Source organism: Rahnella sp. P4_A8, from assembly GCF_056402435.1.
Genome location: NZ_JBFUHK010000005.1, coordinates 106,826 through 121,679, shown reverse-complemented (window position 1 = coordinate 121,679; position 14,854 = coordinate 106,826). Strand labels below are relative to the sequence as shown.

Sequence of the window (14,854 nt, the reverse complement as noted above, 5' to 3'; positions counted from 1 at the left end):
GGAATTTAGGAATGCTGTGCGGTTATCTGTGAATAGAAAATTATGGTGATGTGATGAGGATCGAAGTCTTTTGCAACACCGCCGGATGACGGTGTTGCAAAATCGAGCCTTTAAAGCCCTTCCAGCGCCTGTTGCAGATCAGCAATCAGGTCTTCGGTATCTTCGATACCGATGCTGATGCGCACCAGTCCGTCGGTGATACCGCTCTGGCGGCGAACTTCCGGCGCGACGGCGCTGTGCGTTGTCGATGCCGGATGGCAGGCCAGCGAATCGGTGTCGCCGAGCGATACCGCCTGCGTGATGATGCTCAGCTTATCGAGGAACGTCCGTGCGGCGTTGAGGCCGCCTTTCAGCTCAATGGCCATAATCCCGCCAAACAGTTTCATTTGTTTTGAGGCGGTGGCATGTCCCGGATGCTGCTTCAGCCCCGGATAGAACACGGTGTCTACCGCGCTGTGGCCGTCGAGGAATTCCGCCACCGCCTGTGCGCTCAGCGAACTGGCTTCGACGCGCAGCGGCAGAGTTTTCAGGCCGCGGATCAGCAAACTGGCTTCGAACGGGCTCAGGTTGCCACCGAACTGCTTCAGACTCAGGGTGCGGATTGGCGTGATTAATGCCGCCGAACCGGCCACTACGCCACCGGTCGCATCGCCGTGGCCGCTGATGTATTTGGTCGCGGAATGCAGAACGATATCAATGCCCAGTTCCAGCGGGCGCGTCAGGTACGGTGTGGCAAAAGTATTATCCGCCACACTGACTGCACCGGCGGCTTTCGACAGACGGGCGACTTCAGCCAGATCGGCGATATCCAGTCCCGGGTTAGCCGGGGTTTCCACCAGCACCACTTTGGTGTTTTTTGTGAATGCCGCTTCCAGTTCGCTCACATGGGTAACGTGAACCGGTTTGATGCCATAACGTGGCAGCAGGTTACGCACCACGCCTTCAGTGCCGCCATACAGCGTGCCGATATGAATGATTTCATCGCCGGGAACCAGCAGGGCAAACAACGTGGCGCTGATCGCTGCCATGCCACTCGCGCAGGCAACGGCGGTTTCTGCACCTTCGAGCGCCGCCAGTTTCTGTTCAAAAACGGCCACCGTCGGATTGGCGAAACGGCTGTAAATATAACCCGGTTCTTCACCACTGAAACGGCGTGCGCCGCTGTCAAAATCCGGGTATGAAAATGCCGATGCGGCGGTGATAGGTGTCGCAATCGCGCCGGTCAGGGCATCGGGCTGCTGTCCGCCATGAACGGCGAGCGTACGCATCCCTAAAGAACGTGAAGTGTTCAGTTTTTTCATCTTGGAATCCTGTCGATAGTAGGCGGAAATTATATCAACACTGGAGAAAGGTAGCTTTTTCAGCTTAAGAACATTTTCGGCGCAAACTCATTAGCCTGGTTATAAAGACTATAGCGTGCGCCGGCGTCAATAAAGAGGGGTCAGGCTTCAATATCTTGCGGGAAGGTTTGCGACCAGGCTTCGAAACCGCCGTCAACGCTGTAGACCGATTCGAAACCCTGAGAAATCAGAAATTGCGCGGCACCGCGGCTGCTGATGCCGTGATAGCACATCACCAGTACCGGTGTTTTGGCATCGGCCTGCTGGATAAACGCAGGCAGGCTGTCGTTGCTCAGGTGATAAGCGCCAGGTGCATGTGCTGCGCCGAAGCTTTGCGGGTCACGAATATCGACCATCACGGCTTCGCCTGAGGTCAGGCGGGAATGTGCTTGTTCAACGCTGATTGCTTCAAATTGTTCCATTCTGGTCTTGCCTCATAAAAGGTTATGCCGCCATTCTACCCAATAATTGCACAACTAAGACCAGACGAAATACAGGGATAAAGGCTAAACCAGGATCACCTGCACGCCTTTCTGACGTAATTGCCCGATGATTTCATCATTCGCTTCTTTGCCGGTGATCAGCACATCGATTTGTTCGGTGCGGCTGAACAGCATGCCCGCGCGCTGGCCGATTTTGCTGCTGTCGACCAGTACCGCCAAATTCCCAACATAATTCAACATCTTCTGCTCGGCCATCGCGGTCAGCATATCGGTTTTGTACAGGCCATCGGCGGTCAGCCCCGCGCCGCTGGTGAACATCCAGTGCCCGGCATACAGGCTGGCATCGCCGTCTTGTGGTGCCAGCGTAATTGACTGACTTTTATTGTACTGACCGCCCATGATCACCACGCTGTCGTGCTCCTGTTCAATCAGATAATTGGCCAGCGGCAGATAATTGGTAATGACCTGAATGTCTTTTCCGCACATTTCACGGCCGAGCAGAAACGCCGTCGAACCGCAGTTTATCACCACGCTTTCACCCGGCTGGCACAGTTCGGATGCCGCTTTGGCGATGCGCATTTTCTCGTTGAGATTGTGCGTCTGATGGATATTCAGCGGTGTCCAGTTCTGGCGTGGCTGATTCACGGCTTCAGCGCCATTGCGCACTTTCCGCAGTTTGCCCAGTTCGTTGAGCTTGGTGATGTCACGACGCGCCGTAGCGGGTGAAATATCAAACTGATCAATCACATCAGCGACTGAAATCTGCCCCTGACGTTGCAGCAGATCGAGAATAGCGTTGTGGCGTTGTGGCTCAGTCATGGTGGCTCCGCAGGTAAATAGGTGATTACCGCGTGATTATAAACGAGCAGTAATGGCAATTACATGGTTTATAAAAAAGCGGAGTCTGTTGCCTCCGCCTGTTCATAACATACTTTATAAGAAAGACTTGAATGGCAGATCAGTCTCGGTAGTAAAGCAGTCGTCAAAGCCACGCGGATAGTGATACTCGAAGTTATCCTTATCATCCGGATACGTGAATTTACCGCCGACCTGCCAGATAAACGGCTTGAAGCCGTATTTCAGGCGATCTTTTTTCATCTCCCACAGCACGCGGATTTCCTGCGGATCGGCCTGGAAATTCGACCAGATATCATGGTGGAACGGAATAACGACTTTGGTGTTGAGGGATTCCGCCATGCGCAGCATATCGACGCTGGTCATTTTGTCGGTCACACCACGCGGGTTTTCGCCATAAGAGCCGAGCGCCACGTCTATCTGATATTCGTTACCGTGTTTGGCGTAGTAGTTGGAATAGTGCGAATCGCCGCTGTGATACAGGTTACCGCCCGGCGTTTTGAACAAATAATTCACCGCGCGCTGATCCATCATATCCGGCAATACCCCTGCGGCTTTCTGGTCTGCGGGCAGGGTGATCAGCACCGTGCGGTCGAAAGAATCCAGTGCGTGAATTTCCACGTCTTTGATCCTCACCACTTTGCCCGGCGTCATCACGATGCAACGACTGGCGGGCACGCCCCAGCTCATCCACAAATCCACACAGGTTTGCGGGCCGATAAAGGGCACGTCAGCAGCACAGTTTTGCATGACCGCGGCGGCCACGTTCACATCGATATGATCGTTATGATCGTGGGTGGATAACACCGCGTCGATCTCCCTGATCGCAAAGGGATCGAGCACAAACGGTGTGGTGCGCAGATTTGGCTGGAGCTTCTTTACACCGGCCATGCGCTGCATCTGGTGGCCGGTTTTCATCAGCGGGCTGCTGTGATTTTGCTTGCCGACGCCACACCAGAAATCGACACAAATATTCGCGCCGCCCTCAGACTTCAGCCAGATCCCTGTACAGCCCAGCCACCACATGGCAAAAGTGCCCGGCGCGACCTTTTCCTGCTCGATCTCTTCGTTTAACCAGGTGCCCCATTCCGGGAAAGTGCTGAGGATCCAGGATTCGCGGCTGATCGTTTCTACTTTGCTCATAGTATTCCCTCATCTGAGTTGGCTTTGAAATAGAGTCACAATAAATCATTTAGTGATTATATATGATTTATTTGTGAGAACTTATCATCGAAAATTCATAATGACAATGATTATAAACGAGCGATTTTTAGCATTAAGCAGGGGGTGACAAAGGAGGATGGGAGGATTTCAGGCGGTTTTCACATGCCTTTTTTTGTAGTATATGGCTGATATTTATCATAAAAACAGAGTGATTTAGTTTGTTAGCTCATTCTGCCGATGACGATATCTTGCGAGACTGCTCACAAATAATCATTGCGAATCTTTATTTGATTCGATGTGAGCATTAGAGTGCGTTTGTCCCTCACTTTTTAGCGCAGCGGTTATGTTCAAGTGCGTTGAAGAGATCAAACAAGGTCAGACGGAGAGTCTTATGGAATTCCTCTACACCATCTTCACCGTATTTTTTAATCAGGTAATGACTAACGCGCCGTTGCTGCTGGGTATTGTGACCATGCTCGGTTACATCCTGCTCAGGAAGAGCGCGACGGTGATTATCAAGGGCACCATCAAAACCATTATCGGCTTTATGTTACTGCAGGCGGGGTCCGGCATTCTGACCGGTACCTTCAAACCGGTGGTGGCAAAACTTTCAGAAGTGTATGGCATTAACGGTGCAATATCAGATACCTATGCCTCAATGATGGCCACGGTGGAGCGCATGGGCGAGGCCTATAGCTGGGTCGGTTACGCGGTGCTGATCGCCCTGGCGCTGAATATCCTGATGGTGGTATTCCGCCGCATTACCGGCATTCGCACCATCATGCTCACCGGCCACATCATGTTCCAGCAGGCGGGGCTGATTGCGGTGTTCTTCTTCATCATGGGCTATCCGATGTGGACCACCATCTGGTCAACCGCAATTCTGGTGTCGCTGTACTGGGGCATTACCTCGAACATGATGTACAAACCGACGCAGGCCGTGACCGAAAACAGCGGCTTCTCGATTGGTCACCAGCAGCAATTTGCCTCGTGGATCGCTTATAAAATCGCGCCGTATCTCGGGAAGAAAGAAGACAGTGTTGAAGATCTCAAACTGCCGGGCTGGCTGAATATTTTCCATGACAATATCGTGTCTACCGCCATCGTGATGACCGTGTTCTTCGGCATCATTCTGTGTTCCTTCGGCCTCGACACCCTGCAGCAAATGGCCGGAAAAACCCACTGGACGATTTACATCCTGCAAACCGGTCTGATGTTTGCAGTGGCGATTTTCATCATTATTCAGGGCGTGCGTATGTTCGTTGCTGAACTGACCGAAGCCTTTAACGGCATCTCCCAACGCCTGATCCCCGGTGCCGTGCTGGCCATCGACTGCGCGGCTATTTACAGCTTTGCGCCGAACGCCGTGGTCTGGGGCTTTATGTGGGGCACCATCGGCCAGCTGATTGCTGTCGCCATTCTGTTTGGCATGGGCTCTTCCATCATGATCATCCCCGGCTTTATCCCGATGTTCTTCTCTAACGCCACCATCGGCGTGTTTGCCAATCACTTCGGCGGCTGGCGCGCGGCGCTGAAAATCTGTCTGGTGATGGGGATGATCGAAATCTTCGGCTGCGTCTGGGCCATCAAACTCACCGGCCTGAGCGCCTGGATGGGCATGGCAGACTGGTCGATTCTGGCACCGCCAATGATGCAGGGCTTCTTCAGCATCGGTATGGCCTTTATAGGCGTCATTGGGGTGATTGTGCTGCTCTACATGTTCTTCGCGGGTCGCGCATTGCGGGCCGAAGAAGATGCTGAAAAACAGGCGCTTAATCAGTCCGTTTCTCACTAATGACTGTTCACTAATGACTTCTCACAAATAACTTCTCACAAAATAAAGAGGTTCCCATGACAGTACGAATTCTGGCGGTATGCGGTTGCGGGCAAGGCAGTTCGATGATCATGAAGATGAAAATCGGCCAGTTTCTGACGCAGGAAGGCGTGGATCACACCATGAATAGCTGCGCGGTGGGGGAATACAAATCCGAGCTGAGCGGGGCTGACATTATTGTCGCCTCCACGCACGTGGCGGATGAAATCACCGTCAGCGGCAACAAATACGTGGTCGGCGTGCGCAACATGCTGTCGGCGGCGGACTTCGGTCCGAAAGTGATGGAAGTGATTAACGCGCACTTTTCCGCAGACCTGAAAAAGTAAGGAGCGATGTATGAAACTGCGAGATTCGCTGGCTGAAAACAACTCGATTCGCCTCAACGCAGAAGCAGAAACCTGGCAGGGCGCAGTGAAAATTGGCGTCGATATGCTGGTGGAAGCCGGAGTGGTAGAGCCGCGTTATTACCAGGCGATTCTGGACGGCGTCGAACGTTTCGGGCCGTATTTCGTGATCGCGCCCGGGCTTGCCATGCCGCATGGCCGTCCGGAAGAAGGTGTGCTGAAAACCGGTTTTGCGCTGGTGACGCTGAAAAAACCGCTGGTGTTCAATCATGAAGATAACGATCCGGTGGACATTCTCATCACGCTGGCGGCGGTGGATGCCAATGCGCATCAGGAAATCGGCATCATGCAGGTGGTGAACCTGTTTGATGATGAAGCCAATTTTGACCGCCTGCGTGCCTGCACTACGGCGCAACAGGTGCTGGATCTGATCGACCTGACCTCCGCCACGGCGGTTCACTAATTCGTTAGCAGAGAAGGAATATATTATGTCTCATTCATTACCGATGTTGCAGGTGGCGCTGGATAACCAGTCGATGGACGACGCTTACAAAACCACGCGTCTGATCGCCAGCGAAGTCGACATTATCGAAGTTGGCACTATTTTATGTGTCGCAGAAGGTGTGCGCGCGGTGCGTGACCTCAAGGCGCTGTATCCGGAAAAAATTGTGCTGGCCGATGCCAAAATCGCCGATGCCGGAAAAATCCTCTCGCGCATGTGTTTCGAAGCCCATGCTGACTGGGTGACGGTGATTTGCTGTGCCGACATCAACACCACCAAAGGTGCGCTGGAAGTGGCGAAAGAATTTAACGGCGACGTGCAGATTGAGCTGACCGGTTACTGGACGTGGGAACAGGCGCAGGAATGGCACGACGCAGGCATCGGGCAGGTGGTTTATCACCGCAGCCGCGACGCGCAGGCCGCCGGGGTGGCGTGGAGCGATGCCGATATCTCGGCGATTAAACGCCTTTCCGCCATGGGCTTTAAAGTGACCATTACCGGYGGACTGGCGCTGGAAGATTTGCCGCTATTTAAAGACATTCCGGTGCACGTCTTTATCGCCGGACGTAGTATCCGCGACGCCAAAGATCCGGTTGACGCAGCACGTCAGTTCAAAAAATCCATTCGCCAGCTCTGGGGCTAAGGAACACCGAATGATGCATAAAGCCGTTCCACTCGGTATCTATGAAAAAGCCCTGCCTGCGGGCGAAGACTGGCTGATGCGCCTGACACTGGCGAAAGAGCTGGGCTTCGATTTCGTTGAAATGTCGGTGGATGAAACCGACAACCGGCTGGCGCGGCTGGACTGGTCACGCGAGCAACGTTTGCAGGTAGTTGATGCAATATCACGCACCGGCATCCGCATTCCGTCCATGTGCCTGAGCGCACACCGGCGGTTCCCGCTTGGTGCAGAAGATGATGAAACCCGCAATCAGGGTCTGGAAATCATGCGCAAGGCCATCGTGCTGGCGCAGGATCTCGGCATTCGCGTGATCCAGCTTGCCGGTTATGACGTGTATTACCAGCAGGCCAATGAAAATACCCGCGAGCGTTTTCGCGATGGCTTGCAGGAGTCCGTCGAAATGGCCAGTCGTGCGCAGGTCACGCTGGCGATGGAAATCATGGATTACCCGCTGATGAATTCGATCAGCAAAGCGCTGGGTTACAGTCATTACCTGAACAATCCGTGGTTCCAGCTTTATCCGGATATCGGCAATTTATCGGCATGGGATAACGACGTGCAGATGGAACTGGCAAGCGGCGCAGGGCATATCGTCGCTGTGCATGTTAAAGACACACAGCCCGGCGTATTCAAAAACGTCCCCTTTGGCAACGGCGTGGTGGAGTTCGAGCGTTGCTTTGCCACGCTGCAAAAAAGCGGTTATCGCGGGCCGTACCTGATCGAAATGTGGAGCGAAACCGCCGCCGATCCGATGCAGGAAGTGCGCAACGCCCGCGCCTGGGTGGTCGATAAAATGCAGAAAGCCGGGCTTAACATGGAGGAAACCCGATGACGGATGCACTGAAACAACGCGTATTTGAAGCCAACATGGCGCTGCCCGCTTTTGGTCTGGTGACCTTCACGTGGGGGAATGTCAGCGGTATTGATCGCGAGCGCGGTATTGTTGTGATCAAACCGAGCGGCGTGGAATACGAGAAAATGCAGGTCAGCGATATGGTCGTGCTGAACCTGCAAGGCGACGTCGTGGAAGGGCATTACAAACCCTCTTCAGATACCGCCACGCATCTCGAACTTTACGCCCGTTTCCCGCAGCTTGGTGGCATCGTGCATACCCATTCGACCTATGCGACCTCATGGGCGCAGGCCGGCGTCGCCATCCCGCTACTCGGCACCACACACGCGGATTATTTTGCCGGTGCCATTCCCTGCACCCGGCCTTTATCGCGTCAGGAAGTCAGCGGAGAGTACGAACTGGAAACCGGCAAAGTTATCGCCGCGTCGCTGACCGGCATCGATCCGCTGCATATGCCGGGTATTCTGGTCGCCCAGCATGGCCCGTTCTGCTGGGGAATCACGCCGGAACAGGCGGTACACAACGCGGTGGTGCTGGAAGAAGTCGCGAAAATGGCGTGGATCACCGGTTCAATCCGACGTGACCAAACCCCGATGGACGATTATTTGCTGCACAAGCACTTCAGCCGCAAGCACGGGCCGGATGCGTATTACGGGCAGAAATAATAGCTATTGAGATGCCATTAAAACCCCTCCCCTGCGAAGGTGAGGGTTGGGGCGGGGTTTTAATGGCATCTCCGCCATCCCTTCGACATGATTTCATGCATTTTTCCTCATCCCCGCAGTGAGCATTTTTCCAGCATAGGGTTTATACATAGATATCGCGATCACACTTTTTCTCACGGAAGCATTCCGTCCCCTCAGACTGAAAAGAGACTGCCCTATGTCGAAGATCACGTTCAAGCAGGATGTTTTTTTGGCGGCGCTCACCCGCCAGTGGCAAGCGTTCGGACTCACTTCAGCTTCAGATATGACCCGGCACCAGTGGTGGCATGCGGTCAGCGCCGCCGTCGCGGAACAAATTCCCCCGCAAAATGAGCCGGTCAGCAGTAAAAGCAAAAAAATTATCCGCCACGTTAACTATATCTCGATGGAATTTCTGGTCGGGCGTCTCACCGGTAACAACCTGATTAATCTCGGCTGGTACGAAAAAATTGCCGCTGCGCTGGAGCAGTTTGATATCAACCTGACCGACCTGCTGGAAGAAGAAATTGATCCGGCGCTGGGCAATGGCGGGCTGGGACGGCTGGCGGCCTGTTATCTCGATGCGATGGCTTCCGTCGGGCAGCCCGGCATCGGTTACGGCCTGAACTATCAGTACGGTTTATTCCGCCAGCGTTTTGTTGACGGCAAACAGAAAGAGTCGCCGGACGACTGGCACCGCAGCGAATATCCGTGGTTCCGCCACAACAGTTCGCTGGCGGTCAGCGTCGGTATTGGCGGTAAAATCGTGAAAAATGAGCAGGGCGTTTCACGCTGGGAACCGGAATTTACCCTGCGTGGCGAAGCCTGGGATTTACCGGTAATGGGTTACCGCAACGGTATCACGCAACCGTTGCGCTTATGGGAAGCCACGCATCCGCACCCGTTTGATCTCGAAAAGTTTAATGACGGCGAGTTTCTGAAAGCCGAACAACAGGGCATCGACGCCGCCAAACTCACCAAAGTGTTGTATCCGAACGACAACCATCAGGCCGGTAAACGCCTGCGCCTGATGCAGCAGTATTTTCAGTGCGCCTGCTCGGTGGCCGATATCCTGCGGCGTCATCATTTCCTTGGCCGCAAAATCAGCGAACTGCCGGATTATGAAGTCATCCAGCTCAACGATACGCACCCGACCATCGCTATTCCTGAAATGCTGCGCGTGCTGCTCGACGAGCATCAGTTGAGCTGGGATGACGCGTGGCACATCACCAGCCGCACCTTCGCGTACACCAACCATACGCTAATGCCGGAAGCGCTGGAAACCTGGGACGAGCGACTGGTGCGCAGCCTGTTGCCGCGTCATTTCCAGATCATTAAACAGATCAACGCCAACTTTAAGAAACGGGTCAGCAAAGAATGGCCGGGTGATGAGGCGGTCTGGGCGAAACTTGCCGTGCATCACGACAAACAGGTGCGTATGGCGAACCTCTGCGTGGTCGCGGGTTTTGCGGTTAACGGCGTGGCGGCGCTGCATTCCGATCTGGTGGTCAAAGATCTGTTCCCGGAGTATCACCAGTTGTGGCCGGAAAAATTCCATAACGTGACTAACGGCATCACGCCGCGCCGCTGGCTTAAACAATGTAATCCGGCGCTGTCGGCACTGATTGATGAACGGCTGAAAACCGACAGTTGGGTCAATAATCTGGACCTGCTGAAAGGTCTGGAAGACGGTGTTAAAGACAAAAAATTCTGCAAACAGTACCGCAAAATCAAACACGATAACAAAGTGCGGCTGGCGGAATACGTCTGGCAGCGCATGGGGATCCGGCTTAATCCTGACGCGATTTTCGATGTACAGATTAAACGCCTGCATGAATACAAACGTCAGCATCTCAATCTGCTGCATATTCTTTCCCTGTACCGCCAGATCCGCGATAACCCGAAACTCGACATCGTGCCGCGTGTTTTCCTGTTCGGCGCCAAAGCCGCGCCCGGTTATTACCTCGCCAAAAATATTATTTATGCGATCAATCAGGTGGCGGAGAAGATCAACAACGATCCGATCGTCGCCGATCGTCTCAAAGTGGTGTTCATTCCCGATTATTGTGTGTCGGTGGCAGAACTGATGATCCCGGCGGCGGATGTGTCGGAGCAGATTTCTACCGCCGGGAAAGAGGCTTCCGGTACCGGCAATATGAAACTGGCGCTGAACGGTGCACTGACCGTCGGCACGCTGGATGGTGCCAACGTCGAAATTGCCGAACAAGTCGGCGAGGACAACATCTTTATCTTTGGACTGACCGTTGATGAAGTCAAAGCGCAGCTGAAAAAAGGCTACAAGCCGAAAGCGCTGGTGAAAAAGGACAAACATCTCAAAGCCATTCTCGACGAACTGGCCAGCGGTTTTTATGCCAGTGGTGACAAAAAGGCCTTCGATCTGATGCTCAACAGTCTGCTCGATGGCGGTGATCCGTATCTGGTGCTGGCGGATTTTGCCACCTATTGCGAGGCGCAAAAACAGGTCGATGCGCTTTACCGTAATGCCGATGAATGGACCCGCCGTACCTTGCTCAACACGGCCCGTGTAGGCATGTTCAGCGCTGACCGTTCCATCCGCGATTATCAGCAGCGCATCTGGCAGGCCAAACGATAGGAGCCAACATGGAGGACAAGCAACTCGCTGAGGCCGCGCGCCGGGCAGGCATTGTAGACAGTTTCATTAATATGACGGATGACGTGGAAACGGTGTCAGATGACACGCGCGTCGCCTTGCTGGCGGCGATGGGGCGTGATCCGGCTGACGTGCCGGAAATCACGCCCGTGCCGCCGGTCAAAGTGTTTACACAAGGCAAAAAAGTGTGGCTCACGCCGGAAGGCAGTGGCGCATTTCAATGGCAACTGACGCAGGAAAATGGCAGCCAGACGCAGGGCGAAATCCTGACAGGCAACGTGTTGAACCTCGGGGCTGCGCTGCCTGCCGGCTATCACCAGTTGACGTTATCGCAAAATGATAACGTCTGGCCTTGCCGGATCATCGTCGCGCCGCCGCGCTGTTATGAGCCGGAGGCATTGCTGGCAGGGGAAAAACTGTGGGGCGCGACGGTTCAGCTTTACACGCTGCGCTCGGAGAATAACTGGGGCGCAGGCGACTTCGGTGACCTGAAAAAAATGGTCGAAGAAGTTGGGAAACGCGGCGGGGCGTTCGTCGGGCTGAATCCGATACACGCGCTCTATCCGGCGAATCCGCAAAGTGCCAGCCCTTACAGTCCGTCGTCCCGCCGCTGGCTGAATCTGACCTACATTGATGTGAATGCCGTGGAGGAGTTTACCGCCAGTCGCGAGGCGCAAGACTGGTGGCATTCGACAGAGACGCGCGAGGCGTTACTGCAGGCACGCAGCACGGAGTTTGTCGATTATCCGCTGGTGATGGCGCTGAAATCGGCGGCGCTCAAACTGGCCTGGCCGCTGTTTTGCGAGTTGCCGGAAGACAGCCCGCGTAAGCAGGATTTTCGCCGTTTCGTCGCACTTGGTGGCGACAGCCTGCGACAGCAGGCGTTGTTCGACGCACTGCATACGCATCTGCGCGATCTGGATTTAGGCCAGTGGGGCTGGCCGGTATGGCCGGAAGTCTATCGTGATGCGAAAAGTGCACAAGTGCGGGAATTCAGCGAGCGTTACGCCGGTGAAATTGAATTTTATCAGTGGCAGCAATGGCTGGCGCAGATGCAGTTTTCCGCATGTTATCAGCGCAGTGTTGAGCTGAAGATGCCGATCGGCGTGTATCGTGATCTGGCGGTCGGCGTAGCGCAAGGCGGCGCGGAAACCTGGTCCGATCCGGCGCTGTATTGCCTGAATGCCACCATCGGTGCGCCGCCAGATATTCTCGGCCCGCAGGGACAAAACTGGGGGCTTCCGCCCATTGATCCACACGAAATGAAAGCCCGTGCCTATCAGCCGTTCATAGATTTGCTGCGTGCAAACATGGCGGAATGCGGTGCACTGCGTATCGATCACGTCATGGGGTTGCTGCGTTTGTGGTGGATACCCGCCGAACAGGAGGCGGGCAGCGGCGCGTATGTCCGTTATCCGCTGGAGGATTTACTCGGTGTGCTGGCTTTGGAAAGTCAGCGGCATCAGTGCATGGTGATTGGTGAAGACCTCGGTACCGTGCCGAAAGAAATCCTCGCCAGCCTGCGTGACAGCGGGGTGTATTCCTACAAAGTGTTGTATTTCGAGCACGATAAACACTTCCTTTACCGGCCGCCGGAAGATTATGTTTCACAAGCGATGGCAACGGTCACCACCCATGATTTACCGACGTTGCGGGGCTACTGGGAAGGGGGCGATTTAACGCTCGGAGCGTCGCTGGGCGTTTATCCTGATCCGCAGGTGCTGGAAAAACTGCGCGGGGAACGTGAACGTAGCAAGCAGGGGCTTCTTAATGCGCTGCATCTGACACAGTGTGTGCCGAAATCGATCAGCCGCAGTGCTGAAAACATGCCGATGACGCCGCTGCTGAACCTGGGTTTGCAACGTTATCTGGCGGGCAGCGCCAGCGCGTTGCTGGGTTTGCAACCGGAAGACTGGCTGGACATGGATTTGCCGGTGAATGTGCCGGGCACCAATACCGAATACCCCAACTGGCGGCGCAAACTGACGCGAACCCTGGAGGACATGTTTGCTGATGAGCATATTGATGCGCTGCTCAGTGATTTAAACCAGCGCAGGCAGGCATAAAAAAAGCACCCAACGGAAGGGGGCTTTTTATGTTCTGGCTGATCAGCAGGTGATCAGTAGAAGGAGTGTTCGCCGCGCTGGTGTTCAGTCAGGTCGCGAACGCCTTTCAGCTCAGGGAAGTTTTGCAGCAGTTCTTTCTCGATGCCGTCTTTCAGGGTGACATCAATCATCGAACAGCCGTTGCAACCGCCGCCGAATTGCAGGATAGCGATGCCGTCGTCGGTGATTTCCATCAGGGAAACACGACCACCATGGCTGGCTAACTGCGGGTTAATCTGCGACTGCAACTGATATTCAACACGTTCCATCAGCGGCGCATCGTCAGAGACTTTACGCATTTTGGCGTTCGGAGCCTTCAGCGTGAGCTGGGAACCGAGCTGATCGGTGACGAAGTCGATCACGGCGTCTTGCAGATAAGGCGCGCTTAATTCATCAATGAAAGCAGACAGTTTCTCGAACTTGAGTTCGGTATCCGTCGCTTCTACGGCGTCAGGTGGGCAATAGGAGACACCGCATTCTGCGGTTGGCGTACCGGGATTGATCACGAATACGCGGATTTGGGTGCCTTCTTCCTGGCTTGCCAGCAATTTGGCAAAGTGCTCTTGGGCAGCATCGGTAATAAGGATCATAACATTCGCTCAATAGTTGACTACTCTAGTTGGTTATAATACGCCCTTTGTTTTTACCCGTCACCCTTCACGTTGCCAGTGTGTTAGCAGCACGTGCTTACGCCTGCAAAGTCCGGCAAATACAGGCAATTTGCAGCGAAGCAACGCCCTGATTACGCAGAATCTTGCTGATTTCCCTGACAGTACTGCCGGTCGTGACCACATCATCGAGCAACATCACGTGCTTATCGCGCAGGCTGGCATGGCATGTGAAGGCTTTGCGCAGATTCCACTTTCTTTCGTGCTCGGTCAGACTTTGCTGCGGCGGCGTGCGCCGGTTGCGGCTCAGGGCATCGGGCAGATATTGGCAATGCAGCCAGCGTGCCAGCGGCTTCGCGAGCAATTCACTCTGATTATACCCGCGCGAGAAATAGCGCTTCTGATGCAGCGGCACGCTGAGAAGCACGTCGGGTCTGGACAGATTGCTCATCCGGTAGCGTTCCTGCCAGCGCAGAAAAAGTAAACGGGCGAGCGTGGTGTCGAGTTCCGGTTGCCTGGAGAATTTGAACCGCAAAACCAGCCCGCTCACCGGCATTTCATAAGGGCTGGCGAAGATCATCGCGTCCCACGGTGGGGGTTTTAACAGACAACGTCCGCAATCGGCGCTGCCCCCGGAAGAGGGCAATCCGCAGCGCAGGCAGCAGGGCGGTGCGACCGGCAGATGTTTCATGCACAAACTGCAAATGCCCTGAACCGGGAGATGCAGCGGACACTGGCATAGCCAACAGCGGCTGGCAATTGTTAGCATAGCGGCGGGTTCCTTTTGCCAATCAGACAGACACGGACAA

At 54.5% G+C, this 14,854-nt stretch carries 14 protein-coding genes; 8 read left to right on the top strand and 6 right to left on the bottom strand.

Annotated features, from left to right (window positions below):
• Positions 1-110: 110 nt before the first annotated feature.
• From AC1DUO_RS04685 to ulaG, 4 genes are all read right to left on the bottom strand, one after another.
• Positions 111-1,301, bottom strand: coding sequence for a trans-sulfuration enzyme family protein (locus tag AC1DUO_RS04685; protein WP_013573560.1), 1,191 nt, complete (start codon positions 1,299-1,301; stop codon positions 111-113).
• Between the two features lie 140 nt (positions 1,302-1,441).
• Entirely contained in the window at positions 1,442-1,762 is a 321-nt protein-coding gene (gene glpE / locus AC1DUO_RS04680) for a thiosulfate sulfurtransferase GlpE (RefSeq protein ID WP_037033715.1), read from the bottom strand.
• 84 nt (positions 1,763-1,846) lie between these two features.
• Positions 1,847-2,602: an HTH-type transcriptional regulator UlaR gene (gene ulaR / locus AC1DUO_RS04675; protein WP_013573562.1), complete on the bottom strand. Its 756-nt coding sequence runs from the start codon at positions 2,600-2,602 to the stop codon at positions 1,847-1,849.
• A 114-nt stretch (positions 2,603-2,716) separates the two neighbouring features.
• Positions 2,717-3,781 carry an L-ascorbate 6-phosphate lactonase gene (ulaG, locus tag AC1DUO_RS04670; RefSeq protein ID WP_013573563.1) on the bottom strand — a complete coding sequence of 355 codons (1,065 nt, stop codon included), beginning with the start codon at positions 3,779-3,781 and terminating at the stop codon, positions 2,717-2,719.
• A 412-nt stretch (positions 3,782-4,193) separates the two neighbouring features.
• Here ulaG and ulaA point away from each other — a divergent pair, with 412 nt between their 5' ends.
• The 8 genes from ulaA (at position 4,194) to malQ (ending at position 13,398) form a co-directional block, all read left to right on the top strand.
• Positions 4,194-5,597 carry a PTS ascorbate transporter subunit IIC gene (gene ulaA / locus AC1DUO_RS04665; RefSeq protein ID WP_112151940.1) on the top strand — a complete coding sequence of 468 codons (1,404 nt, stop codon included), beginning with the start codon at positions 4,194-4,196 and terminating at the stop codon, positions 5,595-5,597.
• Positions 5,598-5,653: 56 nt separating this feature from the next.
• Entirely contained in the window at positions 5,654-5,962 is a 309-nt protein-coding gene (gene ulaB / locus AC1DUO_RS04660; RefSeq protein WP_013573565.1) for a PTS ascorbate transporter subunit IIB, read from the top strand.
• Positions 5,963-5,972: 10 nt separating this feature from the next.
• On the top strand, positions 5,973-6,443 hold the full coding sequence (gene ulaC, locus AC1DUO_RS04655; protein WP_112151939.1) for a PTS ascorbate transporter subunit IIA: 471 nt from the start codon (positions 5,973-5,975) through the stop codon (positions 6,441-6,443).
• A gap of 25 nt (positions 6,444-6,468) precedes the next feature.
• A complete protein-coding gene (locus AC1DUO_RS04650; protein ID WP_013573567.1) occupies positions 6,469-7,125 on the top strand; it encodes a 3-keto-L-gulonate-6-phosphate decarboxylase UlaD in 657 nt (218 codons plus the stop codon).
• A gap of 10 nt (positions 7,126-7,135) precedes the next feature.
• The gene (locus tag AC1DUO_RS04645; protein WP_112151938.1) at positions 7,136-7,996 is read left to right on the top strand and encodes an L-ribulose-5-phosphate 3-epimerase; all 861 of its coding nucleotides are present in this window, start codon (positions 7,136-7,138) and stop codon (positions 7,994-7,996) included.
• Positions 7,993-8,682 carry an L-ribulose-5-phosphate 4-epimerase gene (locus AC1DUO_RS04640; RefSeq protein WP_119261103.1) on the top strand — a complete coding sequence of 230 codons (690 nt, stop codon included), beginning with the start codon at positions 7,993-7,995 and terminating at the stop codon, positions 8,680-8,682. Before AC1DUO_RS04645 ends, AC1DUO_RS04640 begins: the two co-directional genes overlap by 4 nt.
• Positions 8,683-8,899: 217 nt before the next feature.
• Complete coding sequence (gene malP, locus AC1DUO_RS04635; RefSeq protein WP_119261104.1) at positions 8,900-11,314, top strand: maltodextrin phosphorylase; 2,415 nt, start codon at positions 8,900-8,902, stop codon at positions 11,312-11,314.
• An 8-nt stretch (positions 11,315-11,322) separates the two neighbouring features.
• Entirely contained in the window at positions 11,323-13,398 is a 2,076-nt protein-coding gene (malQ, locus tag AC1DUO_RS04630; protein WP_119261105.1) for a 4-alpha-glucanotransferase, read from the top strand.
• 53 nt (positions 13,399-13,451) lie between these two features.
• Here the strand turns inward: malQ and nfuA are convergent, their stop codons facing one another.
• Together nfuA and gntX are read right to left on the bottom strand one after the other, a co-directional pair.
• Entirely contained in the window at positions 13,452-14,027 is a 576-nt protein-coding gene (nfuA, locus tag AC1DUO_RS04625; RefSeq protein ID WP_013573573.1) for a Fe-S biogenesis protein NfuA, read from the bottom strand.
• Between the two features lie 97 nt (positions 14,028-14,124).
• On the bottom strand, positions 14,125-14,814 hold the full coding sequence (gntX, locus tag AC1DUO_RS04620; RefSeq protein ID WP_119261106.1) for a DNA utilization protein GntX: 690 nt from the start codon (positions 14,812-14,814) through the stop codon (positions 14,125-14,127).
• Between the last annotated feature and the right edge of the window lie 40 nt (positions 14,815-14,854).

What these genes read in the sequence shown, in the direction of transcription:
- AC1DUO_RS04685 (WP_013573560.1), bottom strand. Translation starts at nt 1,301, where the DNA reads ATGAAAAAACTGAACACTTCACGTTCTTTAGGGATGCGTACGCTCGCC.
- glpE (WP_037033715.1), bottom strand. Translation starts at nt 1,762, where the DNA reads ATGGAACAATTTGAAGCAATCAGCGTTGAACAAGCACATTCCCGCCTG.
- ulaR (WP_013573562.1), bottom strand. Translation starts at nt 2,602, where the DNA reads ATGACTGAGCCACAACGCCACAACGCTATTCTCGATCTGCTGCAACGT.
- ulaG (WP_013573563.1), bottom strand. Translation starts at nt 3,781, where the DNA reads ATGAGCAAAGTAGAAACGATCAGCCGCGAATCCTGGATCCTCAGCACT.
- ulaA (WP_112151940.1), top strand. Translation starts at nt 4,194, where the DNA reads ATGGAATTCCTCTACACCATCTTCACCGTATTTTTTAATCAGGTAATG.
- ulaB (WP_013573565.1), top strand. Translation starts at nt 5,654, where the DNA reads ATGACAGTACGAATTCTGGCGGTATGCGGTTGCGGGCAAGGCAGTTCG.
- ulaC (WP_112151939.1), top strand. Translation starts at nt 5,973, where the DNA reads ATGAAACTGCGAGATTCGCTGGCTGAAAACAACTCGATTCGCCTCAAC.
- AC1DUO_RS04645 (WP_112151938.1), top strand. Translation starts at nt 7,136, where the DNA reads ATGATGCATAAAGCCGTTCCACTCGGTATCTATGAAAAAGCCCTGCCT.
- AC1DUO_RS04640 (WP_119261103.1), top strand. Translation starts at nt 7,993, where the DNA reads ATGACGGATGCACTGAAACAACGCGTATTTGAAGCCAACATGGCGCTG.
- malP (WP_119261104.1), top strand. Translation starts at nt 8,900, where the DNA reads ATGTCGAAGATCACGTTCAAGCAGGATGTTTTTTTGGCGGCGCTCACC.
- malQ (WP_119261105.1), top strand. Translation starts at nt 11,323, where the DNA reads ATGGAGGACAAGCAACTCGCTGAGGCCGCGCGCCGGGCAGGCATTGTA.
- nfuA (WP_013573573.1), bottom strand. Translation starts at nt 14,027, where the DNA reads ATGATCCTTATTACCGATGCTGCCCAAGAGCACTTTGCCAAATTGCTG.
- gntX (WP_119261106.1), bottom strand. Translation starts at nt 14,814, where the DNA reads ATGCTAACAATTGCCAGCCGCTGTTGGCTATGCCAGTGTCCGCTGCAT.